The following is a 21,988-nucleotide window of genomic DNA, read 5'->3' as shown; positions in this document are numbered from 1 at the left end:
CGTAGCCTTAGTGGATAAGAATCTTACAAATTCTTATCTGTACAAAAAAGACCGGAGCGACTCCGGTTTTTTCGTTTGCTTGGCTATTTGGTAAGGGAAGGGCCTTGCAGATGACGCAGAATCGCCATCAGATCCAGCTCGCCCAGCCCTTCCTCCAGCGCTTGACGATAGGTTGCCTGCGCCGATTCCGCCAGCGGCGTAGACACGCCAGCCTCGCGGGCCAGGCGCAGGTCTTTGGCCATATGCTTCAAGGCAAAAGCCGCAGGATAGTCGTCTGCGAGAATCGAGGCCGCTTTGCCGCGAATCAGCGGAGTGCCTACAGCGCTTTGCGAAATAATCTCCAGCATTTGCTCCGTCTCAATCCCGAGCGAGCGGGCGAACAGCAGCGTTTCCGAGACGCCCTGAACGGTGATGCCGAGCAGGAGATTGATCGCCAGCTTGGCAGAGGTGCCTGCGCCGTTTGGTCCCAGGTAAATGGCGGCCTTGCCGAGCTTGTCCAAGAGCGGCTTCGCTTCGTCGTAGTCCGCTTTTTCGCCGCCAACCATGATGACGAGCTGAGCTTCTTTAGCCGGACCGACACTGCCTGAGACCGGGGCGTCGAGAAAACGCAGCCCGGCTTTTTTCGCCTGCTCCGCCAGAAAACGGGACGTCTCCGGCGCAATCGTGCTCATGTCAATCGCCAGCTTGCCGGAACACGCGCGGACAGCACGCCGTCTGCTCCCGTGTAGATCGCTTTTACCGCCTCGTCGTCGCTGACCATCGTAAACAGTACGTCGCATTCCTCTACGAGCCGGGGCAGGGACGCCACCTGCTTCGCACCGAGGGCGACCAGCGGAGCCGCCTTGTCCGGGGTGCGGTTCCAGACGCTCACGTCATAGCCTGCCGCCAGCAGATTGCCCGCCATCGGTACGCCCATATTGCCCAAGCCAATCCAACCTACGATCATGTCTGATTACTCCTTTTCGTCGCTGTGTTCTCCGACCTGTTTTTGTACAAGCTCCTTCAGCGCGGCGTGCTTGGACGATGTCATGGCAAACAGCTCGTCAAAGCCGCCCGGCAAGGTTTTGTCGAGGACGCGCAGCCCTTCCTCGGTAATTCCGCCTTTGGTAGCGACGCGCTCGATCAGTTGGTCGAAGCCAAGCTGTTCGTTTTTCAAAAGCAAAGCCGTTCCCAGCATCGTCTCCACGAGGATGCTGCGGGCTGCCTCAATCCCCAGCTCCGGCGTTTTGCGAACAGCCGCCTGGGCGAAAGAATCGAGAATCCCCGCGATCAGTCCCGGCGCACTGCTGCTCAAAATCGTTGCCGTCTCGATTTCGGCATCGGTAACCACCTGCACCGTGCCGATGGCAGACAGCAGAGTAAGCAGATGCTCGCGCTGTTCGGCGCTCACTTTGCCGCTGTTTGTCAGCAGCGATACCCCGTGCAGCTCCGAGGAAGTGACGGTCGGAATCACTTTGCTGACTGGCCCGGCGTGGACGGTTTCCACATCCGCGATACTGACCCCGGCAGCGACCGAGACGATATGCTTGTCGGCAGCAACCGACAGCCCGCGTAAAACAGGCAAGACGTCAAGCGGCTTCGTGCAGAGGAAAATCAGCTCCGCCTGCTCGCATAGCGCTTGCGCAGTCGCCGCGACGGTCACGCCGTATTCCGCTTGCAGCTTGTCTGCCTTTGCTTGCGTCCGGTTGAAGACGAGCACGTTTTCCGGCTGGATCGCTTCGCTTTTGCAAAACGACTTCACAAGCATTTGCCCCATACTTCCTAATCCGATAATCCCGATGCGCATGTACAAAACCTCCCGTCCCATTGTAACGCAAGTCCACATAAAAAGGTACAGCCTCCCGCTGTGGAAGAGGCTGTACCTTGTGTCTGTCGTAGTAAACGTTTTTTTGTACCTGCGATTAGTCGTCGGAGCTTCTGAAGATCATGATGTACTTGGCAAGCTCGAGAACAGAGATCAGAGCGGCTGCCACGTAGGTCAGAGCGGCGGCGCCGAGCACCTTGCTCGCTCCGCGTTCTTCCTCGTTGCGGATGAAGCCCATTTTCAGCATCAGCTCTTTGGCACGGCTGCTCGCGTTAAACTCGACTGGCAGCGTGATGAGCTGGAAGGCAACAGCGCCGGAGAAGAAAATAATCCCGATCAATAGCAGACCCGTCATTTTGAAAAAGAAGCCAGCGAGCAGCAAGAGCGGCGCAACACCGGATACCAGGTTGACCACCGGGAAAATGCGGTGGCGCGCTACCAGCATCGGATACGATACTTTGTGCTGGATGGCATGGCCGACTTCGTGACAAGCAACGGACAACGATGCGATGGAGTTGCCGAAGTAGACAGGATCAGACAGGCGAACCACACGGGACATCGGATCGTAGTGGTCGGTCAGCGTGCCCGGAATATGTTCGACCGGAACGTTGGTCAAGCCGTTTGCATCGAGCATCCGCCGCGCCGCTTCCGCCCCGGTAAGGCCGGAGGAAGTAGGGACCTCCGCGTACTTGTTAAAGGTTCCCTTTACGCGGAATTGAGCCCAGAGCGACAGTCCGAATGCAATGAGAATCAGAAAATCCATCGGGTGAAAAAACATTGAGCACTCACTCCTCGTTTTTATCTACGAAATATGCACAATAGCAGTTCCTTACACATTTTGTCCCATATCCATGTATACGAATAAGTGTCATGGCAGTTTCACTATTTTTATTGTACAATCTCTGACCAATCTTGACAATATCATCGTCGACTTATATGTGCTGGACCAAACGGGCAAAAGCATAAAACAAGCAGACACATCCTCTGGCGGGAATGTGTCTGCCTGGCACGCCTAGCGATCGTGGTTTTGCGTTTTGTGATGCTCGGTCTTGCGCGGATTTTGGAAGCCGACGATTTCGAGCATCTTGCTGCTCGCTTTGGAATCCAGCGTCTTTTCCGGAGCTTGCGGGTACGTCTTTTCGCCTTTTGACACCTAGATCGCCTCCTCGCGATGATACTCTCGTGCAGTCGTTAGTATCTCCAAAAAGCAGGGGAGCGGGCTTGGCAATGCTTGTCTTGCCGTCAGGCGCACACATTTTTCGCCAAGCTACGCGTTCAACTGGGCGAAGGCGCGGTCGACAGCCGCAATCGTTTCCCGGATGTCGTCCTCCGTGTGAGCGGTGGTGATGAACCACGCCTCGTATTTGGAAGGCGCGAGGCAGATGCCTTCGTCCAAAAGGAGGCGGAAGAAGCGGGCGAACAGCTCGCCATCGGCTTTTTGCGCGGCATCGTAGTCGCGGACTGGCTCGTCCGTAAAGTAAACCGCCATAGCTCCTTTGACGCGGTTGAGCTGAATGGTGACGCCGTGCTTGCTCGCCGCGTCGCGAATGCCTTTTTCCAAAAGCGCACCGAGTCGCTCGAACTCATCGTACACGCCAGGCTGCTTCAGCACTTCCAGGCAAGCGATTCCGGCGCGGATGGAAGCGGGATTGCCCGCCATTGTCCCTGCCTGGTAGGCTGGACCGAGCGGCGCGACCTGCTCCATAATATCGCGGCGTCCGCCATACGCGCCAATCGGCAAGCCGCCGCCGATGATTTTTCCGAGCGCGGTCAGGTCAGGTGTTACACCCAGCAAGTTTTGCGCCCCGCCGTAGCAGAAGCGGAATGCGGTAATAACCTCGTCGTACACAACGAGCGCACCTGCCTCGTGCGCGATGCGGTTCACTTCCTCCAAAAAGCCTGGCTCCGGCGTGACGATACCGAAGTTGCCGACGATCGGCTCGACCAGCACGCACGCTGTTTCGCTACCCCACTTGCTCATCGCTTCGGCAAACGCGCCGATGTCGTTGAACGGAACGGTAATCACTTCGTTGGCGATGCTTTGCGGAATGCCGGCGCTGTCCGGGATGCCCAGCGTGGAAGGTCCAGAGCCTGCCGCGACGAGCACGAGATCGGAGTGCCCGTGGTAGCAGCCTGCGAATTTGATGATTTTCACGCGTCCGGTGTAGGCACGAGCCACGCGAATGCACGTCATGACGGATTCCGTACCGGAGTTGTTGAAGCGGATGCGCTCCATCGACGGGATCGCTTCGCGGATCATGTTGGCAAAAGTTACTTCCCACGGAGTCGGCGTCCCGTACAGCGTGCCGTTCGCCGCCGCTTCGCAGATCGCTTTGGTTACATGCGGATGGGCGTGGCCTGTAATGATCGGGCCATACGCCGCCAAATAGTCAATATATCGGTTGCCGTCCACGTCCCAGAAATACGCGCCCTGGGCACGCTCCATCGTCACGGGCGCTCCCCCGCCTACGGCCTTGAAAGAACGGGAAGGGCTGTTTACCCCACCGAGAATGACATCCATGGCTTGTTCGTGCAGCAGCGCGGATCGTTCACGTTTCATGCGTTTTTCCCTCTTTTCTTTTCGAAAAAGTCCTTCATTATCTTAACACAGCCAAAGACACCTGAATATGGATGGGGAGCTATAGCTGGAAAAAAGGAAAAATGATACAATTTTCAAGCAAATCACTACACATAAAAGGCGGTAGTTCACCATGAAACTTGAGTGCATCTCCATCAAAGGAAGCGGCAATACCAATGAGGACGCCTATGTGATTTCCCAGACCGGGCAGGTGTACGCGGTGATTGACGGCGTGTCGTCGCTGGTTCCGTACGAAAACCGGGCCGGGCAAAACGGAGGAGCGATTGCGGCAGAGTTGGTGAAAAGGCAGCTTGAGGCGATGCCCCACGATGCGGTTTTGCCCGATTACCTGGCGCGCGTAAACGAGCAATTGCGCGAGCAGATGCGCGAAGGCGGCGTCGATCTGGCGAAAAAAGAAGCGCTGTGGGGAGCGGCGTGCGCGGTCGTCCGCGTGAAAGACAACTGCCTCGAATACGCCCAGAGCGGAGACTGTATGATTTTTGCCGTCTACGAGGACGATGTGGTGCGGCCGCTGACCTACCCGCAAGTCCGCTTGCTGGAGCAACAGGCACTGGCAAGCTGGGAAGCAGGGATTCGCGAGGGGCTGTCCACCCGCGCCGAGTTGCGCGAGCGATGTATGGACATCCTGATTCATAACCGCTACCAGGCGAATGAACCAGGAGGCTACGGTGTTTTGAACGGCGATCCCGCCTGCGCGGATTTTGTGGAGTATGGACGGGTTAACCGGGCGGGGGTAAAAGCGCTGGTGCTGGCAACCGATGGACTTTTCATGCCGGCTGCTTTCGGCGGTGACGAGCCAGGCTGGGAGGAAACGGCGCTGCCGATCTTCCGCAAAGGATTGCAGCGCTATGCAGATGAACTGATTGCGCTGGAAAACAGCGACCCGGAATGCATTCGCTACCCCCGCTTCAAAAAGTCGGACGACAAGACAGGGATTGTCCTGTTTTTGCGCTGATAGTTTGCTACAGTTTGCCTTTTGCACATTTTCACATGCTCGTATACACTAACAGTTGTTATTTGAAGCAAGCCAAAAAGGACGGTTTTCCATGATCCAAGTGAAGCATTTGCAAAAGGAGTTCCGCATCCACCAGGCCAGATCCGGCCTCGGGGGTGCTTTTCGTGACTTGTTCAGCCGCGAGTACAAGACAGTCAAAGCGGTGAATGACCTTTCTTTCACCGTGGAAGAGGGCGAGATGTTCGCCCTGATCGGGGAAAACGGCGCCGGGAAATCGACGACCATCAAGATGCTGACGGGCATTTTGACCCCGAGCGACGGCGAGATCGTCATCAACGGCTACGTCCCGTTCAAACAGCGCGAGGAATACGTGCGCTCCATCGGCGTCGTCTTCGGGCAGCGCTCACAGCTTTGGTGGGATTTGTCCCCGTTGGAGTCGTTTCGCCTGCTAAAAAGCGTCTACAAGGTCGACGAGACAGAGGGCGAAAAGTGGCTCGCGCGCTTGATCGAGGAGCTGGAAATCAGCCCGTTCGTCAGCCAGCCGGTGCGCAAGCTGAGCCTCGGCCAGCGGATGCGCTGCGAGGTAGCGGCTTCCTTGATCCACAAGCCGCGGCTGTTGTTCCTCGACGAGCCGACAGTCGGGCTGGACGTGCTGGTGAAGCAAAAAATCCGCGAGTTTTTGCGCAATCTGAACGAGACGGAAAACATGACCATCCTGCTGACCACGCACGACGTTTCCGACATCGAGGCGCTCTGTAAACGGGTGCTGGTCATGGACAAAGGCAAGCTGATCTTCGACGGCCTGCTCAGCGACCTGAAGGAAAAGTGGGGCAATGGCACAGAGATTTCCTTCCAGATGAAAAAGCGCACCTCCGCAGCCGAACTGCGCCAGACACTCGGCGAAATGCCGTGCGAAGTCACGCAGGAAAACGACTTCACCCTGAGCGTCAAGGTGCCGCAAAGCCAGGAAATGCTGCCGTTCGTCCTGTCCACGGTTATGTCGTCGTTCGAGGTCAGCGACGTGAAAATTATGGAGACGAGCACAGAGGACATCGTCCGCAACATTTACCAGGTAGATACAGAGGTGCGGGACCATGCATAGGCTCTACATGGAACTGATCCGCATGCGGTTTTTGACCATGCTCGCCTACCGGGTGAACTACTACAGCGGCATCATCATTTACGCGATCAACATCGGGGCCTACTACTTTTTGTGGGGCGCCATCTACGGCGACCAGCAGCAGCTTGGCGGGCTATCGGTCGAGCAGATGACCTCCTACGTGGCGATCGCCTGGATGTCGCGCGCTTTTTACTTTAACAACATTGACACGGAGATCGCCCAGGACGTTCGCGAGGGCAAGGTCGCCATCGAAATGATCCGTCCCTACAACTACTTGTCGGTGAAAACGGCGCAGGCGTTCGGGGAAGGGATTTTCCGCTTTCTGTTTTTCGCGGGGCCGGGGATTTTTCTCATCAGCCTGATTATTCCCTTTCACTTCCCGGCGACCGCGACCGGCTGGGGGCTGTACCTGCTCAGTCTGATGTTCGCTTTTCTCATTAATACGCAGATTAACCTGCTGACGGGTCTGTTCACGTTTTTCCTGTTCCGCAACGACGGGATGATGCGGGCGAAGCGGGTCGTCGTCGATCTGATGTCCGGCCTCGTGCTGCCGATCAGCTTTTTTCCGGGCTGGGCGCAGACCGTCATGGGCTTTCTGCCGTTTCAGGCCGTCAACTACTATCCGAGTCTGATTTTCACCGGAGCGATTACCCCTGGACGGGCCTGGGAATTGATCGGCTTTCAGGCGATCTGGATGGTTGTCATTCTGGTCCCCATCCTGGTTTTGTGGCGTATGGCCCGAAATCGGCTGGTCGTGCAAGGAGGGTAGACGATGCAAAACGTGAAACATATTATCGGCATTTTTGCCGACTACCTGGGCCAGTATTTCAAAACGAGGCTTGCCTATCGGGCTGACTTTCTCGGGGAGCTTGTGTCCAACCTCGTTTCCGAGTTGATTAACCTCGTGTTCATCATCGTCGTGTTCACGCACGTCCCGATGATGAAAGACTGGACGCGGGACGAAATCATTTTCATTTACGGGTTCTTTTTGGTGCCGTATGCGCTGTTCTCGATGTTTTTCGGCTTTTGGGACTTCAACGAGCGCTACATTATCCGGGGCGAAATGGATCGCATCCTGACCAGGCCGATTCACAATCTGGCGCAGGTTTGTCTGGAATCGATTGCGCCGGACCGCATTTTCGGCATCATCACGGGCCTGATTATTATGGGCTATGCGGCGATCCAGCTCGACCTGTCGTTTTACTGGTACGACCCGCTGATCTTCATCGGGCTGGTCGTGAGCGGCGCTCTCATCTACGGCGGCGTGTACACAGCGATTGCGGCGGTCAGCTTTTTCTCCGATTCGCGGACGGGAATCGCCCCGATGATCTACAACATTCAGCAGTACGGCCGCTATCCGGTGGATGTGTACAACAAAGCGATCCGCTTCGTGCTGACCTATGTACTGCCGTTTGCCTTCGTCGGCGTCTACCCGGCTGCCTACTTTTTGCGCAAAGAAGTCTGGTACACCTACGCGGCGTTTACTCCGCTCGTGGCTGTCGTTTTCTTTGGCCTCGGCCTGTTTGTCTGGAACTGGGGAGTCAGCAAATATCGGGGAGCGGGTTCGTAGCAGTCGCGGCGTGATTCGATGCTGGAGGAGCCGAATGTATATTTTTATTTGCGGCTCGTTATGGTAACATTAGAGGTAACAAGCGAAAAAAAGACCGTCCGGCGGCAACCGGAGCGGTCTGTACAATGGAAGCTTCCCTCAAGGGGTTCGGCTCAAAATTTCTGGAAGAATAGACCGCTGGAGTTGGGACTCAAGGGCGGTCTATTTCTTTTTGGTCAAGGTAACTACCAACCCGATCAAAGCGACCAGGAGCATATCCTATTAAATCCATCGGAAAACAATAAAAAATTGTCGATTTAGCCGTTTCCTCTATTGTCAAATCAAAAAAGCGCAGTATAATATGCAATATACAACTACACAATTCCTTCGGGGCAGGGTGCAATTCCCGACCGGCGGTGATCGTGTCACGAGCACGTTAAGCCCGCGAGCCTCCCCAGCTTGTCAGCAAGCGACGGAGTGCAGGATCTGGTGAGATTCCAGAGCCGACAGTACAGTCTGGATGGGAGAAGGATGACGACAGTACGTTTTCTGCACGTGCTTGTTTGCCTGTGCAAACGGGAAAAGCTGCAAAAGGGGCATGCAAAATCAGCACCTTTTGTTTCGCGAACCTGTTTCCTGCACATGCTTTGTCATACGCCTGTAATCTGCCCTGAGAATCTTTCTCAGGGTATTTTTGCGTTTCCGCAGGCAAATCGTATGAGTAGCAACACGTGTGGCACGACCACTGTTGCCATTCCTCAAAGAAGGAGAACAAAGAGGAGATGGTACACATGAAAGAAACAGCCTTGCATTCTTCGCGCAGAGCAACCCAGCGGATCGTGACGATTCCGATGCTGGCCGCCGTTGCCTTTATCCTGCAATTTTTGGAGGTTCCCGTTCCGCTGATGCCGAGCTTTCTGAAGCTTGATTTCAGCACGCTGCCAGCGTTGATCGGCGGGCTTATGTACGGTCCGGTGGCCGGAATCATCATCGAAGTTTTGAAAAATACATTGCACTTTCTGTTTAAAAATGCAGACGGACTCTTGATCGGCGAGATTGCCAATGTGATTGCCGGCGCCAGCTTCATTTTGCCGGCTATCCTGCTGCAACGCAGCGGCCAGGGCAAAAAAGGTTTTCTGACAGGGCTTGCGCTCGGGACATTGATGATGACGGTCGTCATGGCTGTCGCCAACGCATACGTCCTGCTCCCGGCTTACGCTGTGCTCTACCATATGCCGATGGCAGAACTGCTTGCGATGTTCAATGCGACGAGCGTCTGGTCCCTCGTCTTGGTCGGCATTGTGCCGTTCAACATTTTCAAAGGCGTCGTGCTCGCCTTGGTCGCCTATCCTGTTTACGCCAAGCTGGGCGCTCGCCTGGCCCTGCGTACCACAAATTGACATCGGCCTTTCGACTTGCTAAGATATGTTCTTAAACGAACCGTTTTTGTGAAAAGGCTATGAAAGGACCCGCAGCTATTTCCCTTGTTCCAGAGAGTCGGCCCTAGTCTGGAAGGCTGATACGAGGCATACCTGCACCCCATCCTGAAGCCGCCAGCGACGAGCTGGTCCGGTCGCCCCGCCGTTATCGGGTTGGAAAAGAGGACTGTGGCACAAGCCATGGTCAATCAGGGTGGTACCGCGGAAGTCAATCCTCCGTCCCTTTTGGGATGGGGGATTTTTTGCATTTCATGCGAAGAAAAAAGGAGCGTAGAAGGATGAAAGAGGACAAAGCGTTTGTAAAAGAAATTACACCGCAGTCGGAAGATTTTTCGCGCTGGTACATTGATGCGATCAAAAAGGCGGACTTGATGGACTACACCCCGGTGCGCGGCTGCATCGTCTTCAAGCCCGACGGCTTCGAGCTGTGGGAGCGGATTCAGGAGGCGATGGACAAACGGTTCAAGGAAACCGGACATCGCAATGCCTACTTCCCGATGCTGATTCCCGAGTCGTTTTTCCAAAAAGAAAAAGAGCACATCGAGGGCTTCAACCCAGAACTGCCATGGGTGACCGAAGCGGGCGGCGAACAGTTGGAGGAAAAGCTCGCCCTGCGCCCGACCTCGGAGACGATCATCGGCCACATGTACAGCCAGTGGATTCAGAGCTACCGCGACTTGCCGATCCTGATTAACCAGTGGGCCAACGTGTTCCGCTGGGAAAAGCGCACGATGCCGTTTTTGCGCACATCGGAATTTCTCTGGCAGGAAGGCCACACCGCCCATGCGACAGAAGAAGAGGCGCGCCAGGAAACGATGCAGATGCTCGAAATTTATCGCGAAGTAGTCGAGCAGGAGCTGGCGATTCCGGTATGGAAAGGGCAAAAGACGCCGAGCGAGCGCTTCGCGGGTGCGGTTGACACGTACTCGATCGAAGCGATGATGAAGGACGGAAAAGCCGTGCAGGCAGGTACCTCGCACTATTTGGGCGACAAGTTTGCGCGCGGCTTCGAGATCAAGTTTTTGGACCGCGACAATCAGTTCAAGTACGTGCATACGACCTCGTGGGGCAGCTCGACGCGGCTCATCGGCTCGATGATCATGGTGCACGGCGACGACCGCGGCCTGGCGCTGCCGCCACGGATGGCGCCTACGCAAGTCATCATGATTCCGGTAGGTCCGATGAAGCTGCGGGAAAAAGTGATGGAGGCGTTCGATCCGCTTTTCGACGAGATCAAAGCGGCAGGGGTTCGCGTGCGTGCCGACTTGCGTGAAGAGACGCCGGGCTGGAAGTTCAACGAATGGGAAATGCGCGGGGTGCCGCTGCGCCTGGAGCTTGGGCCGCGCGATGTGGAAAACGGTCAGGCGATCCTGGCCCGCCGCGATACGGGCGAAAAAGTGACCGTGCCGCTGGCGGGAATTGCCCAGACGATTGCGAAGCTGCTCGAAGACATCCAGCAAAACATGTTCCAAAAAGCGCTGGCCTTCCGGGAAGCTAATTCTCATCTCGACGTCGACACGATGGAGCAGTTGGCTGCGCACATCGCCAACTGCGAAAGCGAGAACCGCCCAAGCGGCTGGGTGCTGGCCGGCTGGTGCGGAGACGACGCTTGCGAAGCCAAGGTCAAGGAAGAAACCAAATTTACCTCCCGCAACATTCCGTTCGATCCGCCTGCCCAAAAAGCAGCCTGCATTTGCTGCGGCAAAGAGGCGAAGCATACGGTCTGGTTCGGGCGGGCGTACTAGGCGGTTCTGGTAACGCATACGCTTGAACCGAAAACAAGGGAGTGCCCCTCGCGTGAAAAAGAGGGCACTCCCTTTTTGCCTGTGCGAAAAACTTAGCGGCCGAGCACCCAGTCGGCAAAAACCTGTGCGTCGGAAAAGCGGTAGTCCGGCTCCGGATCGAAGCTTCCGGCCTTTTGCGTGACGGGCAGCCAATCGACCCCGACCGTCGTAAGCCCTGCCGCACGCCCGGCCACGATGTCGGCATCGCTGTCGCCTACAAAAATCGTCTCCCCGGCCGTTGAGCCAAGCTCTTTCAGCGCAGTAAAAATGCCTTCCGGGTGCGGCTTTGGCTGGCTCACGTCATCGCCTGTAATCACGACGGAAAAATACGTTTCCAGTCCCCACTCGCGCAAGGAAATATCTGCGCTTCTCCGTCCTTTTCCCGTGACGATTCCCATCTGGACTCCAGCCGCGTGCAACTGCTCCAGCATGCGGGCGATTTCCCCGGGGTTTTGCACCCGGGCATGCTCGCTCGTGTAGATGGCAAAAAAATGATCCAGTGCCGCGGCATGCTCGTGTGCGGGCAGCCTGTTTTGCAAAATGCCTGTCTCCGTCGGCCCGAACAGCGCGACGATTTGCTCGTCTGTGTAATGCTCCTGCAAAAAGCGCTGAAAAGTCGAGCGAAAAGCCGTGAAGATGAGCGGGAGCGTATCGGCGACGGTTCCGTCAAAATCAAACAGAATGGTGCGCATCATCCACCCTCCTTTTGGGCTGAAAAACAAAGAAAAACCATCTTTCTTGATGGTTTTCCTGGTGTGGTTCTCTGCTTTTTACAGAGGCTTGTCCTGATCGTCTGCATCCTCAAACGGTTCTTCCGAATCGTCAGTCGGGTCAGCAGGCGTCAACGGGAACAGAACGTCGAAAAACTTGAATTTGCGGCGTCCCGGCTCGTTTTTAAAGCCTTTGTACTTCTGCAAAAGATCGCTGATGTCGTCGACCAGTTGGTTGCGTTCTTCCTGGCTCAAATAAAATTCAGTCAGGTTAAAAGCAAACGTGTTCTGGTATTCCTTGCGAACATCCTGATCGCTTGCCACGAAGCGGTTGAGTGTCCTCATGAGATCCTTTTCTGTCGTGCGAAACGGAGTGAACATGACGTCACTCAATTGCTGTGCGTTTTCCTCAATCATAAGCTGAAGCTTAACCTGAATCACCTTGGCGACTGGCTCGTAATATTTCTCAACGATGGAACCTTTGACGCGGGTATCCACCTGTTCGAGCAAACCAACACGCACGAGCTCCTTCACGTGGTAGTGAAGACGTGCAGCATTTTCGCCTAGTTCCGTAGCGATTTGTTTGGCCGTACGCGGCTCCAAATCCTCGAAGAGTTCTAAAATCTTAACCCGTTCTGCTATGGCAAGGGATTTAAGCGCTTCTGGATCGGTTACTTCAAAAAACTCTTTCATGCCAATTCTCACCATCCAACTGACTAGGCCATTTTTTTATTTTTCTTAATTAATTCTATCGTTTTCTAATTGAAAGCGCAACGTATATGCGGATGAAGTGCCTGTAAGCTTGTGGTAAAATGAGACAAGTGATTTTTACGGAGGGATGAGCATGATCGCAAGCGGACAAGCCGCGCCGTTATTTACATTGCAGGCCAATCAGGATCAGACGATTTCACTTTCCCAATTCCGCGGGAAAAATGTTGTGCTTTATTTTTATCCGAAGGACATGACGCCAGGCTGCACGACAGAGGCGTGTGATTTCCGGGACTACCATCCGCAGTTCGCTGAGCTGAATACAGTCGTACTCGGGATCAGCCCGGATTCAGTCAAATCGCACGACAAGTTTATTGCCAAGCACGAGCTGCCGTTTCCGCTGTTGGCAGACCCGGAGCACGAGGTGGCAGAAGCGTACGGAGTGTGGGTGCTGAAAAAAATGTACGGCCGCGAGTACATGGGGATCGAGCGGACGACCTTTGTGATCGACAAGGAAGGAAACATCGCAAAGGTCTGGCCAAAAGTAAAGGTGAAAGGGCACGTACAGGAAGTGCTTCAATTCATCAAGGAAGAGCTGCAAGGCTGACAGGCAGAGTTGATACATAGAGGAGGAGCATTTCATGAGTGTGTCTACAGAGTATGTGGTTCAATCCTTTTGCCAATTGGCGAACATCCCGAGTCCGTCCGGCAACACAGCCAAAGTCATGGCGTGGGTAGCGCAGGAGCTGGAACAGCTCGGCGTCGAGTACAAGCGGACGAACAAAGGCGCGATTGTAGCGACTGTGCCGGGAGCGCGTGACGACAAGGCGCGCCTGCTGACAGCGCACGTCGATACGCTTGGCGCGATGGTCAAGGAAATCAAAAGCAACGGCCGTTTGAAGCTGACTTTGATCGGCGGCTTTGAGTTCAATGCAATTGAAGGGGAGCATTGCACGGTGGAAACCGCGAGCGGCCGCCTCGTCACCGGAACGATTTTGTCCTCGAAGGCTTCCGTCCACGTGTACGGCCGCGATGCAGGCAAGGCGGAAAGAACAGACGTCAACATGGAAGTGCGCCTGGACGAAAAAGTGACAAACAGGGAGCAGGTGCAGGAGCTGGGCGTTTCCGTCGGGGATTTTGTCTCCTTCGACCCGCGCGTGACCGTCACCGACAGCGGCTTCATCAAGTCCCGGCACATTGATGACAAGGCGAGCGTCGCCATTTTGCTCGGCGTGCTGAAGGAGCTTCGCGAATCCGGGCAGCAACTGCCATACACCACGCACTTTTTTATCAGCAACAACGAAGAGATCGGCTATGGCGGCAATTCCAGCATTCCGGCAAACGTCGTGGAGTATTTGGCGGTGGATATGGGCGCGATCGGCGACGGCCAGACGACAGACGAATACTGCGTCTCCATTTGCGCGAAGGATTCCTCCGGGCCGTACCACTACGGTTTGCGCAGCCATTTGACCCGACTGGCCAAAGAAAACGGCTTGAACTACGCGGTAGACATTTACTCGTATTACAACTCAGACGCGAGCGCGGCGTTGCGGTCAGGGTACGACATCGTCCACGGGCTGATCGGCCCTGGCGTGGACGCCTCCCACTCCCATGAGCGCACGCACAAAGAAGCGCTGGAAAATACGGCGAAGCTCATCATGGCTTACCTGGCTTCCGAGGAAATGCAAGCATAGGAGGACGGCATGAGCAATATGTATCAATGGGCCGATTACTACGATTTGACGCAGCGCGGCGTTGCGGGCGACGTCGATTTTTACCTGGAAGAAGCGAAGCAGGCTGGCGGCAAAGTGCTCGATCTTGCTTGCGGCACCGGGAGAATCGCGATTCCGGTCGCCCAGGCCGGGATCGAGGTGACGGGCATTGACTTGTCACAGGAGATGCTGGCGCGCGCGCAGGAAAAGGCACAAGAGCAAGGCGTGACCACAGGGCTTACGCTGCTTCAGGGAGACATGCGCAGCTTCGATCTTGGCGAGACTTTTTCACTCATCATGATCCCGTTCCGCTCGTTTTTGCACCTGTTGCACATTCAGGAGCAGATGAAGGCGCTCGGCTGTATTCGCAAGCATCTGGCACCTGGCGGAAAGCTTGCGATGAACGTGTTTGTGCCCAAAATCAATCATTTTTACGAAGAAAATGAAAAGATGTCGCTGCGCGGAACGTATCCACTGCCGTCCGGGGGAGAAGTGTTGATGTGGGATTACACCCGCTACGACCACTTCCAGCAACTGTGCGAAGTGACCCGCATGTACGAGCGCACAGATGCGCGCGGCACTGTGGTTGAACGAGTGAATGGACGCTTTGTGCTGCGCTATATTTTTCCGACCGAGCTTCACCACCTTTTGCGCCTGAACGGGCTGAAGGTGACCAGGCGGTACGGCAACTTTGCCAAAGCGCCTTTTGATGCGAGCAGCACGGAATTGATTGTCGTTTGCGAGTCGGTGTAGCACCTTTCCAGACTTTCCAGACAAAGAAAAAAGGCGGGGGATACGGATGAAGATTTACACGAAATCAGGGGATAAAGGCGAGACTTCACTGGTGGCGGGCGTGCGCGTGCCGAAGTTCGCGGATCGCGTCGAGGCATACGGCACGTGCGACGAGGCCAACTCGCAAATCGGGCTGGCCCTGTCCCTGTTGCCCGCAACGGAGGCGTGGCAGGAGTTGCAGGATGTGTTTCACATCATTCAAACCAAGCTGTTCCATGTAGGCGCGGAGCTTGCCACACCGGAAGGGAAAAAAGTAGGTTGGCCGATCGGCGAAGAGGATGTGACGTTTCTGGAGGAGCAAATCGACAAGCTGGACGCAGGGCTGCCGATGCTCACCAACTTCATTTTGCCGGGCGGCCATCCCGCTGCCGCTGCCTTCCATATTGCCCGCACGGTTGTCAGACGCGCCGAGCGCAAAGCCGTCCATGTGGCGCAGCAAGAGCAGGTAAATCCGGCAGTCGTCAAATATCTCAACCGATTGTCCGACTATCTTTTCGTCGTCGCCCGTCACGTAAACAAAGAGACAGGCTCCGTGGAAAAAACGCTGCATGAATAAGCAAAAAGGGGTTGTCCCATAAGTCGACTGTACGACTTGGAGACGCCCCTTTTTTTGTGTGAAAACATCTGGCTGTTGGCTGGATTCATGCGTTTGGTTGGGGACAGGCCCCTTTTGCTTGAGCCAATACTATCTATCGGAGGTAAGTAGAGATTCCTGGGCGAAACGCGATTTTTTCAGTAGGAAAAGTGTCGTACAGCCGCTGGCCGTCGCGGCAGGCATTGCCTTCGAGCAGCATGGTCAGTTGCGTGTTGGTGATCGGAAAAAACGAGAAGCCTTCCAGCATGTTGACGACAGGCTTCATGAAGGCGAGCGGGATGTGCACTTTGCGAACCCGCTTTTTGCCGATTGCCTCGCCGATGGCATCGAGTATTTCTCCGTAGGAGATCGGATCAGGCCCGCCCGTTTCATAGATTTGATTCGTCGCAGCGGGCAGGCTCAATGCCTGGACAAACACATCCGCTACCGTTTTCCGCGCTACGGGCTGCAAAGGATAGGAGCCGTCGCCGATAACAGGAGTGACAGGCATGCGCACCAGATCCGCGAGCATGTTGACGAACTCGTCGCCCGGACCGAAGATGACCGATGGCTGAAAAATGACGTACGGGATTCCGCTTGCGATCACGAGCTGCTCGGCTTCGTACTTTGTGCGGTGGTAGGCGCTTGTCGCGTTTGCTCTGGAACCGAGGGCGCTCATGTGGACGAAGCGCTTTACGCCCGCTTGCTTCGCTGCCTCCACGACGTTTTTCGTGCCCTCGACGTGAATTTTGGGAAACGTAATCCCTTTGCCCGGCTGCTCGCGAATGATTCCGACCAGGTGAATGACCGCCTCGCAGCCTGCCATGGCGCTTTTCAGCGATTCGACGTCCAATATGTCTCCTGCTGCCAGAGAGACGCTTCCCGGCCCGGCCTGCCCGTGGTGCAGCTTGTCTTTTGAGCCTGGCCGCGTCAAGCAAACGGCATCGTGACCTTCGGCAATCAGCCGCTCCAACACGCCTTTGCCGACAAATCCGGTAGCTCCCGTCAGGAAAACCTTCATGCGTATCGCCCCCCGTTAAATCTTTCCAAGCCCATTTTACATCAGCACAGCGGCATCGTGCTATTGCTTGCGACGATTGCCGAGCCGATCAAGATCGGTATAATGTAGGAAAAAGGGGGATATATTTATGGCACAACGCAAAGTACCCGTCGCAGACATTTTGGATACGCTTCAGCAAATGTACCCGGATGCCCACTGCGAATTGAACTATACAACCCCGTTTGAGCTGTTGATCGCGACCATTCTTTCGGCACAGTGCACGGATAAGCGGGTGAACGAGATTACCGAGCCGATGTTTAAAGAGCTGAACCGGCCGGAGCACTACCTGCATCTCACCCAGGAAGAAATGGAAGAGCATATAAAAGGGCTGGGCTTGTATAAAAATAAGAGCAAAAACATTTTGGAGGCCTGTAGAATCTTGTTTGAAAAGTACAACGGGGAGGTGCCGCAAACGCATGCCGAGCTGGAAGCGTTGCCGGGCGTAGGGAGGAAGACGGCCAATGTCGTTCTCTCCAATGCGTTTGGCGTCCCGGCTATTGCGGTCGATACTCACGTGTTCCGCGTGGCGAACCGCCTCGGTCTTGCCAAAAGCGACAACGTAGACGAAGTGGAGCGCCAACTGATGAAGCGCATCCCGCGCGAAAAGTGGTCGGATGCCCACCATTGGCTGATCTGGCACGGCAGAAGAATCTGTGCGGCGCGCAATCCGAAGTGCGATCAATGTCCGCTGCAATCCATGTGCAAGTACGCTCTGACGGAGGCCAAAAAAGCGGAGAAAAAAGCGCCTGCGAAGCAAGCTGGCAAACAAGCCGCCAAGCCGAAAGCGAAGCCCAGAGCGAAAAAGGAGCCGAGCATTTCTTGAGGGAAGCTCGATTTCCAGTTCTTTCTCCTCAATTCCGCGTAATGGATATTGACAGTTTTCGCCGAATAGACGTACACTTATTTAAAGTAATTCTAATCAATGACAAACAGGATTGACTGATCTTTTGTCTTGCGAAAGACTGTGGGGTGTGACAATTATGACACAGCGTGTGGAAAAAGCTGTAGAAATCCTCAAAAACACCGGGGTTCGGATGACACCTCAGCGCCATGCCATTTTAACGTACCTGCTGGAGACGATGACTCACCCGACGGCTGACGAAATATACAAAGCTCTCGAAGGTAAATTCCCGAACATGAGCGTCGCAACGATTTACAATAACCTGCGGGTTTTTAAAGATGCGGGCCTGGTGATTGAGCTTACCTACGGGGACGCGTCCAGTCGCTTCGATGCCAATGTGGAGGAAGATCATTACCACGCGATCTGTTCCAATTGCGGGGCGATCCGGGACTTCCATTTCCCGTATTTGCGGGAGGCGGAAGAAGCTGCCGCAAAAGACATCGGGTTTAAAGTTACCGGACATCGTATGGAAGTATATGGCATCTGCGAGTCCTGTCAAAAGAGCGCCCACTAAAATGAAGCTGTACGGACGAACACCTTTTGTCTCAACGAAAGCTTAGCAAGTTGAGATAGAAGGTGTTTTTCTGTTGAAAGGTGTAACGTTTTGACTGTTCAAACGTCTTTTTTTGGGGGAGAGCGGGGCTTGTCTCTCGTTTTTTCCAGTAGACAAAAGGTTGTGAATCGTTTGAAGCCACGTTATGATCGAATTGACAGACGAATGACGAATGCATACAATCTGGTCCGCGTGCGGGCTTATTTGGCTGGGAGGAGGAACAGGCCATGAACATGCAGCTTGGAATGGCACCTCGCCCCAGGCGTAGACGGAGAAGGGCAATGCGCAGGCTTTTTGCGCTGATGCTTTTCTTGCTTGCCATTTTTGGCGGCATTTACTGGTTTTTCGTGCTTCGCGCTTCGACCGAGCACGTCCAGCCGTACGACGGCGACAAAGCGGTCATCGTCTACGAAGGACAGCGGGCGGATGCTTCGTATTTGCTGGAGGCGGAGCAAATCTTGCTGCCTTTTGACTTTATCAAGGAAAAGATTGATCCGGCGATCTTTTGGGATGAGCCTACCAAGTCGGTGATCGTGACGACGAAGGACAAAGTGCTCAGGATGGAGAGTGGCGAAGTAGTCGCCCATCTGAACAAGCAGCCGGTCAATTTGCAGGTGCCGGTCAAGGAAGTGGGCGGGACTCGCTACGTGCCGCTTGATCCATTGGAAAAGCTGTATCCTTTTGCTTTTGAGCACAAAGTGGATACAGGCGTCCTCACGGTGGAGCAGGAAGGGTACGAAATCGGGCAGGCAAAAGTCGTCAGCGACGAGGAAAAACAACCCGTTCGCGTTGGCGCTTCGCACCGCACTCCGATCGTTGCCGAGCTATCTGCCGGAGAACTGGTCGATGTGCTCGGCCAGCAGGAAGGCTACTACCGCGTGTTGACCGCTTCCGGAATCGCGGGCTTTCTCCCGGAGAAAAGCCTGGAGATGGCGAGCAAGCGGAAGGTCGCCTTGCAGCACGCCACTTCTTCCGAGGGGCAAGCTGCGTGGAAGCCGAATGGCGAAAAGGTAAACATGGTCTGGGAGCATGTTGTCAATAAAAATCCGAACGTCGCCCAAATCGGGGCGTTGCCTGGCGTCAATGTCGTCTCGCCCACCTGGTTTGAGCTGAAGGATGCAGAAGGGACGCTTTTGAACAGGGCTGACCCGGCGTATGTGAAATGGGCGCACAAGCGCGGCTATCAGGTGTGGGGGCTGGTCACGAACGGCTTCAATCCGGACTGGACCCAAGCGGTGCTCGGCAGCTACGACAAACGAGACAAGCTGATCGCCCAGCTCATTCACTACGCGCACCTGTACGATCTGGACGGCATCAACATCGACTTTGAAAATGTGTACTACGAAGACAAGGAGCGGCTCGTCCAGTTTGTTCGCGAGCTGACGCCGTATTTGCACCAGCAAGGGCTGACCGTTTCCATTGATGTCACCATCAAGTCCAATGCGAAGACGTGGTCGATGTTTTTGGATCGCAAGGCATTGGCCCAGGTGGTCGACTACATGGCTGTCATGACATACGATGAGCATTGGGCGGCGAGTCCAAAAGCAGGCTCGGTCGCTTCGCTGCCTTGGGTGGAAGCAGGCTTGCAAGGCGTGCTCGAGGAAGTGCCAAACGAAAAGCTGCTGCTGGGCGTTCCTTTTTACACGAGACTGTGGACGGAAGCCAAGCAGGCTGACGGCACAATCAAGGTAAGCTCCAAAGCGCTGTCCATGCCAAGGGCGCAAGAATGGGTGCAGGAGCGAAAGCTTACGCCTGTTCTCGACGAAGCATCCGGCCAACAATACGTGGAATATCGCGATCCGAAAGACGGGAATGTCTACAAGATGTGGCTGGAGGATGTCTCTTCCATGAAAAAGCGGATCGAGCTGGTCAAAAAGTACGATCTGGCCGGAGTCGCTTCGTGGCGGCGCGGATTTGAAGAGCCGGAGATTTGGCCGGCCATCGAAGAAGGCTTGAAAAGCGCCATAACGGCTCAGTAAAAAAAGAAGCCACCTGCTGCCCGTAAGACGGGATTGTGCAGGTGGCTTATTGTGTATCGCAAGGTCGAGGCACCAATCATGTCTGGTTTTGCTGAGGCTGTCCGTCTTCCAAGCGCAATGGCTGTCCGCAAAACATACAGGCATCTTCTTTTCCAAGCATCTTCGTTACTTTTTGGCACGAAGGACATTCCACCTGGGGAGCAGAGGTAGAAACCATGCCGGAAATCATGAACAACACAGTGCTGCCCATCGTCAAAATAAAGCCGATGATTAAAAGCAGCGTCATGAAGATGTGAGAGCCTTTTAACAGGTTGCCAAGGAAAGGTATAAAGTCCAGATATCCCCCGAAAAAAGCGTACCCTGTATACATCAGCAAAATGCCGATCACCATGCTCCAGTTGCCCCATGTGCGCATGCGTTTGATTTTGCTCAGGCGTTCAGTTTTTTTCATCATCATTCCTCCTACATTACAGTATAGCATACAAAGGTTTTGTCTGTTGACAAGCAGGAAACGAACAAATCGTGTAGAATCCATAAGTTCAACCCAGGGCAGGGAGGAACACGGTATGGCTATGAAGCGAGAGGAGAGTCAGCAAACGTATCTGAAAAAGCTACAACAGCGCCCGGACGTACAAGCTGTGCTGGTTTTGCCTGTTTCGGATTTGCTGGTCCCGTTTCGTGATGGAGCCTTTTATTTTGTAGTGGTCAACCAGCCGCAAGCTGAGGGGAAAATCCGCCGCCTGCATCTTCAGGGACGAGTGGTCATGGAGCAGCAGATCAGTACATGGCAGCTTGAAAAGGGAGCCGTCTGTGGCCTGGATGAGCGCCTTGCCTCGATGCTTGGCAAAGCCGAGATTTTGTGGGACAAGGACGGCTATATGAAGCAAATGAAGCTCCGGCTGAGCCGTCTGCCGGCAGCGCTGCAAAAGAAGTTTATTTGTAGGGAGTATTCCCAACTTCTCCGGTTTTTCCACGAGACAAAAGAGTTTTTGCAGCAAGGAATGATTTTGGATGCGCATCATTCGCTCATTCAATCGCTGCATTCGTGGGCGAGGCTGATTGTGTACGAGGCTGGCGAACACCCGCAGGCTGCTTTGTGGTCCCAGGTGAAGCAGATGGATTCTTCGGTGTTCAAGTTGTACGAGGAGCTGTCGGTTAACGGAGAAGCGCTTGAGAAGCGGATTGAGCTGCTCGTGCTCGCCATCGAGTTTTGGATCACCTCCAAAATTAAGGAGTCCGTCACGTTCTTAATGGAAGTCATGGAAGCAAAGGCAGGACCTTGGCGGCTGGAGGAGCTGATGAATCATCCGGCGATTGTAGATGCGCAAATCGAAGTTCCCCTTCTTATAGAGAAAATGATTCAAAGGCTGCTAATCCAGGAGGTCGTCTTCACGGAGGGCGCAAACGGCGACAAGGAAGTCGGATTAATATTGCTCAGGTAAAACTTTTTAAATCCTATTGACTTCCGTCTTGGGGACATGCTATATTAACAAACGTCGCTGCTGCACGAACGAAATACTGGCAGCGAAAAAAATGAAAAAAACACTTGAATTATTGAGTGGATATGTGGTAAATTAAAAAAGTCGCCTCTGGGCGATAACGAAAATGCTCTTTGAAAACTGAACAGCGAAAGCGTTGATGAGTCTATCATTAAAAGATTTGCCAGCTTTGGACCAGTAACAAACTTTATTGGAGAGTTTGATCCTGGCTCAGGACGAACGCTGGCGGCGTGCCTAATACATGCAAGTC

General features: G+C 54.5%; 24 protein-coding genes, 1 rRNA gene and 1 riboswitch. Of the genes, 15 read left to right on the top strand and 10 right to left on the bottom strand.

What is annotated here, in order from left to right; translation table 11 throughout:
* Positions 1-83: 83 nt before the first annotated feature.
* The 6 genes from AC3WJN_RS21970 to AC3WJN_RS21945 form a co-directional block, all read right to left on the bottom strand.
* Positions 84-671 (bottom strand): NAD(P)-dependent oxidoreductase, encoded by a 588-nt coding sequence (locus tag AC3WJN_RS21970; protein ID WP_007786772.1) that lies wholly within the window; start codon positions 669-671, stop codon positions 84-86.
* Positions 668-946, bottom strand: a complete 279-nt coding sequence (locus AC3WJN_RS21965; RefSeq protein ID WP_007786774.1) for an NAD(P)-binding domain-containing protein — start codon at positions 944-946, stop codon at positions 668-670. The genes AC3WJN_RS21970 and AC3WJN_RS21965 overlap by 4 nt, the downstream gene beginning before the upstream one ends.
* A 6-nt stretch (positions 947-952) precedes the next feature.
* Positions 953-1,786 (bottom strand): pyrroline-5-carboxylate reductase family protein, encoded by an 834-nt coding sequence (locus AC3WJN_RS21960; protein WP_005827706.1) that lies wholly within the window; start codon positions 1,784-1,786, stop codon positions 953-955.
* Between the two features lie 115 nt (positions 1,787-1,901).
* Positions 1,902-2,582, bottom strand: a complete 681-nt coding sequence (locus tag AC3WJN_RS21955) for a zinc metallopeptidase (protein ID WP_005827707.1) — start codon at positions 2,580-2,582, stop codon at positions 1,902-1,904.
* 234 nt (positions 2,583-2,816) lie between these two features.
* Positions 2,817-2,957, bottom strand: coding sequence for a hypothetical protein (locus AC3WJN_RS21950; RefSeq protein ID WP_007786777.1), 141 nt, complete (start codon positions 2,955-2,957; stop codon positions 2,817-2,819).
* A gap of 114 nt (positions 2,958-3,071) precedes the next feature.
* A complete protein-coding gene (locus AC3WJN_RS21945; RefSeq protein WP_005827711.1) occupies positions 3,072-4,364 on the bottom strand; it encodes a glutamate-1-semialdehyde 2,1-aminomutase in 1,293 nt (430 codons plus the stop codon).
* A gap of 151 nt (positions 4,365-4,515) precedes the next feature.
* On the opposite strand from AC3WJN_RS21945, the gene AC3WJN_RS21940 reads away from it, so the two are divergent.
* From AC3WJN_RS21940 to proS, 6 genes are all read left to right on the top strand, one after another.
* Entirely contained in the window at positions 4,516-5,358 is an 843-nt protein-coding gene (locus tag AC3WJN_RS21940; protein ID WP_007786780.1) for a protein phosphatase 2C domain-containing protein, read from the top strand.
* Positions 5,359-5,449: 91 nt separating this feature from the next.
* Positions 5,450-6,460 carry an ABC transporter ATP-binding protein gene (locus tag AC3WJN_RS21935; RefSeq protein WP_005827715.1) on the top strand — a complete coding sequence of 337 codons (1,011 nt, stop codon included), beginning with the start codon at positions 5,450-5,452 and terminating at the stop codon, positions 6,458-6,460.
* Positions 6,453-7,247, top strand: a complete 795-nt coding sequence (locus AC3WJN_RS21930) for an ABC transporter permease (protein ID WP_005827717.1) — start codon at positions 6,453-6,455, stop codon at positions 7,245-7,247. Before AC3WJN_RS21935 ends, AC3WJN_RS21930 begins: the two co-directional genes overlap by 8 nt.
* Before the next feature lie 3 nt (positions 7,248-7,250).
* The gene (locus tag AC3WJN_RS21925; protein ID WP_005827719.1) at positions 7,251-8,048 is read left to right on the top strand and encodes an ABC transporter permease; all 798 of its coding nucleotides are present in this window, start codon (positions 7,251-7,253) and stop codon (positions 8,046-8,048) included.
* Positions 8,049-8,406: 358 nt separating this feature from the next.
* A riboswitch (FMN riboswitch) is annotated at positions 8,407-8,563 on the top strand.
* Between the two features lie 255 nt (positions 8,564-8,818).
* Positions 8,819-9,427: an ECF transporter S component gene (locus tag AC3WJN_RS21920; protein WP_007786783.1), complete on the top strand. Its 609-nt coding sequence runs from the start codon at positions 8,819-8,821 to the stop codon at positions 9,425-9,427.
* A 317-nt stretch (positions 9,428-9,744) separates the two neighbouring features.
* On the top strand, positions 9,745-11,211 hold the full coding sequence (gene proS, locus AC3WJN_RS21915; protein WP_005827725.1) for a proline--tRNA ligase: 1,467 nt from the start codon (positions 9,745-9,747) through the stop codon (positions 11,209-11,211).
* A 92-nt stretch (positions 11,212-11,303) separates the two neighbouring features.
* On the opposite strand, the gene AC3WJN_RS21910 is transcribed toward proS, so the two are convergent.
* Together AC3WJN_RS21910 and AC3WJN_RS21905 are read right to left on the bottom strand one after the other, a co-directional pair.
* A complete protein-coding gene (locus tag AC3WJN_RS21910) occupies positions 11,304-11,942 on the bottom strand; it encodes an HAD family hydrolase (protein ID WP_005827726.1) in 639 nt (212 codons plus the stop codon).
* Between the two features lie 78 nt (positions 11,943-12,020).
* A complete protein-coding gene (locus AC3WJN_RS21905) occupies positions 12,021-12,653 on the bottom strand; it encodes a winged helix-turn-helix domain-containing protein (protein ID WP_005827728.1) in 633 nt (210 codons plus the stop codon).
* A gap of 151 nt (positions 12,654-12,804) precedes the next feature.
* Here AC3WJN_RS21905 and bcp point away from each other — a divergent pair, with 151 nt between their 5' ends.
* From bcp to AC3WJN_RS21885, 4 genes are read left to right on the top strand one after another with little or no spacing between them, the layout of a single operon-like run.
* A complete protein-coding gene (gene bcp, locus AC3WJN_RS21900; RefSeq protein WP_005827730.1) occupies positions 12,805-13,275 on the top strand; it encodes a thioredoxin-dependent thiol peroxidase in 471 nt (156 codons plus the stop codon).
* Between the two features lie 34 nt (positions 13,276-13,309).
* Positions 13,310-14,362: a M42 family metallopeptidase gene (locus AC3WJN_RS21895; protein WP_433947695.1), complete on the top strand. Its 1,053-nt coding sequence runs from the start codon at positions 13,310-13,312 to the stop codon at positions 14,360-14,362.
* Between the two features lie 9 nt (positions 14,363-14,371).
* A complete protein-coding gene (locus AC3WJN_RS21890) occupies positions 14,372-15,133 on the top strand; it encodes a class I SAM-dependent methyltransferase (RefSeq protein ID WP_007786789.1) in 762 nt (253 codons plus the stop codon).
* Positions 15,134-15,179: 46 nt separating this feature from the next.
* Positions 15,180-15,728 (top strand): cob(I)yrinic acid a,c-diamide adenosyltransferase, encoded by a 549-nt coding sequence (locus tag AC3WJN_RS21885; RefSeq protein ID WP_005827736.1) that lies wholly within the window; start codon positions 15,180-15,182, stop codon positions 15,726-15,728.
* A gap of 133 nt (positions 15,729-15,861) precedes the next feature.
* Here the strand turns inward: AC3WJN_RS21885 and AC3WJN_RS21880 are convergent, their stop codons facing one another.
* The gene (locus tag AC3WJN_RS21880) at positions 15,862-16,767 is read right to left on the bottom strand and encodes a complex I NDUFA9 subunit family protein (RefSeq protein WP_005827737.1); all 906 of its coding nucleotides are present in this window, start codon (positions 16,765-16,767) and stop codon (positions 15,862-15,864) included.
* A gap of 127 nt (positions 16,768-16,894) precedes the next feature.
* On the opposite strand from AC3WJN_RS21880, the gene nth reads away from it, so the two are divergent.
* The 3 genes from nth to AC3WJN_RS21865 all read left to right on the top strand — a co-directional run bounded on the left by nth (position 16,895) and on the right by AC3WJN_RS21865 (position 20,239).
* Positions 16,895-17,629, top strand: coding sequence for an endonuclease III (nth, locus tag AC3WJN_RS21875; RefSeq protein ID WP_007786793.1), 735 nt, complete (start codon positions 16,895-16,897; stop codon positions 17,627-17,629).
* A 157-nt stretch (positions 17,630-17,786) separates the two neighbouring features.
* Positions 17,787-18,221: a peroxide-responsive transcriptional repressor PerR gene (gene perR / locus AC3WJN_RS21870; RefSeq protein WP_025845534.1), complete on the top strand. Its 435-nt coding sequence runs from the start codon at positions 17,787-17,789 to the stop codon at positions 18,219-18,221.
* Between the two features lie 320 nt (positions 18,222-18,541).
* Positions 18,542-20,239 (top strand): glycosyl hydrolase family 18 protein, encoded by a 1,698-nt coding sequence (locus tag AC3WJN_RS21865; RefSeq protein ID WP_369750416.1) that lies wholly within the window; start codon positions 18,542-18,544, stop codon positions 20,237-20,239.
* Positions 20,240-20,315: 76 nt separating this feature from the next.
* Here AC3WJN_RS21865 and AC3WJN_RS21860 read toward each other — a convergent pair whose 3' ends face one another.
* Complete coding sequence (locus AC3WJN_RS21860; RefSeq protein ID WP_005827746.1) at positions 20,316-20,690, bottom strand: YgzB family protein; 375 nt, start codon at positions 20,688-20,690, stop codon at positions 20,316-20,318.
* Positions 20,691-20,805: 115 nt separating this feature from the next.
* On the opposite strand from AC3WJN_RS21860, the gene AC3WJN_RS21855 reads away from it, so the two are divergent.
* Both AC3WJN_RS21855 and AC3WJN_RS21850 read left to right on the top strand, forming a co-directional pair.
* Positions 20,806-21,681 carry a hypothetical protein gene (locus AC3WJN_RS21855; protein WP_005827748.1) on the top strand — a complete coding sequence of 292 codons (876 nt, stop codon included), beginning with the start codon at positions 20,806-20,808 and terminating at the stop codon, positions 21,679-21,681.
* A gap of 244 nt (positions 21,682-21,925) precedes the next feature.
* Positions 21,926-21,988, top strand: a 16S ribosomal RNA gene (locus tag AC3WJN_RS21850); the annotation flags it as partial.

Source organism: Brevibacillus sp. FW306-2-1A-C05A, from assembly GCF_058781555.1.
The sequence above is the reverse complement of the archived record's forward strand: the minus strand, read 5'-3'. Positions and strand labels throughout refer to the sequence as shown.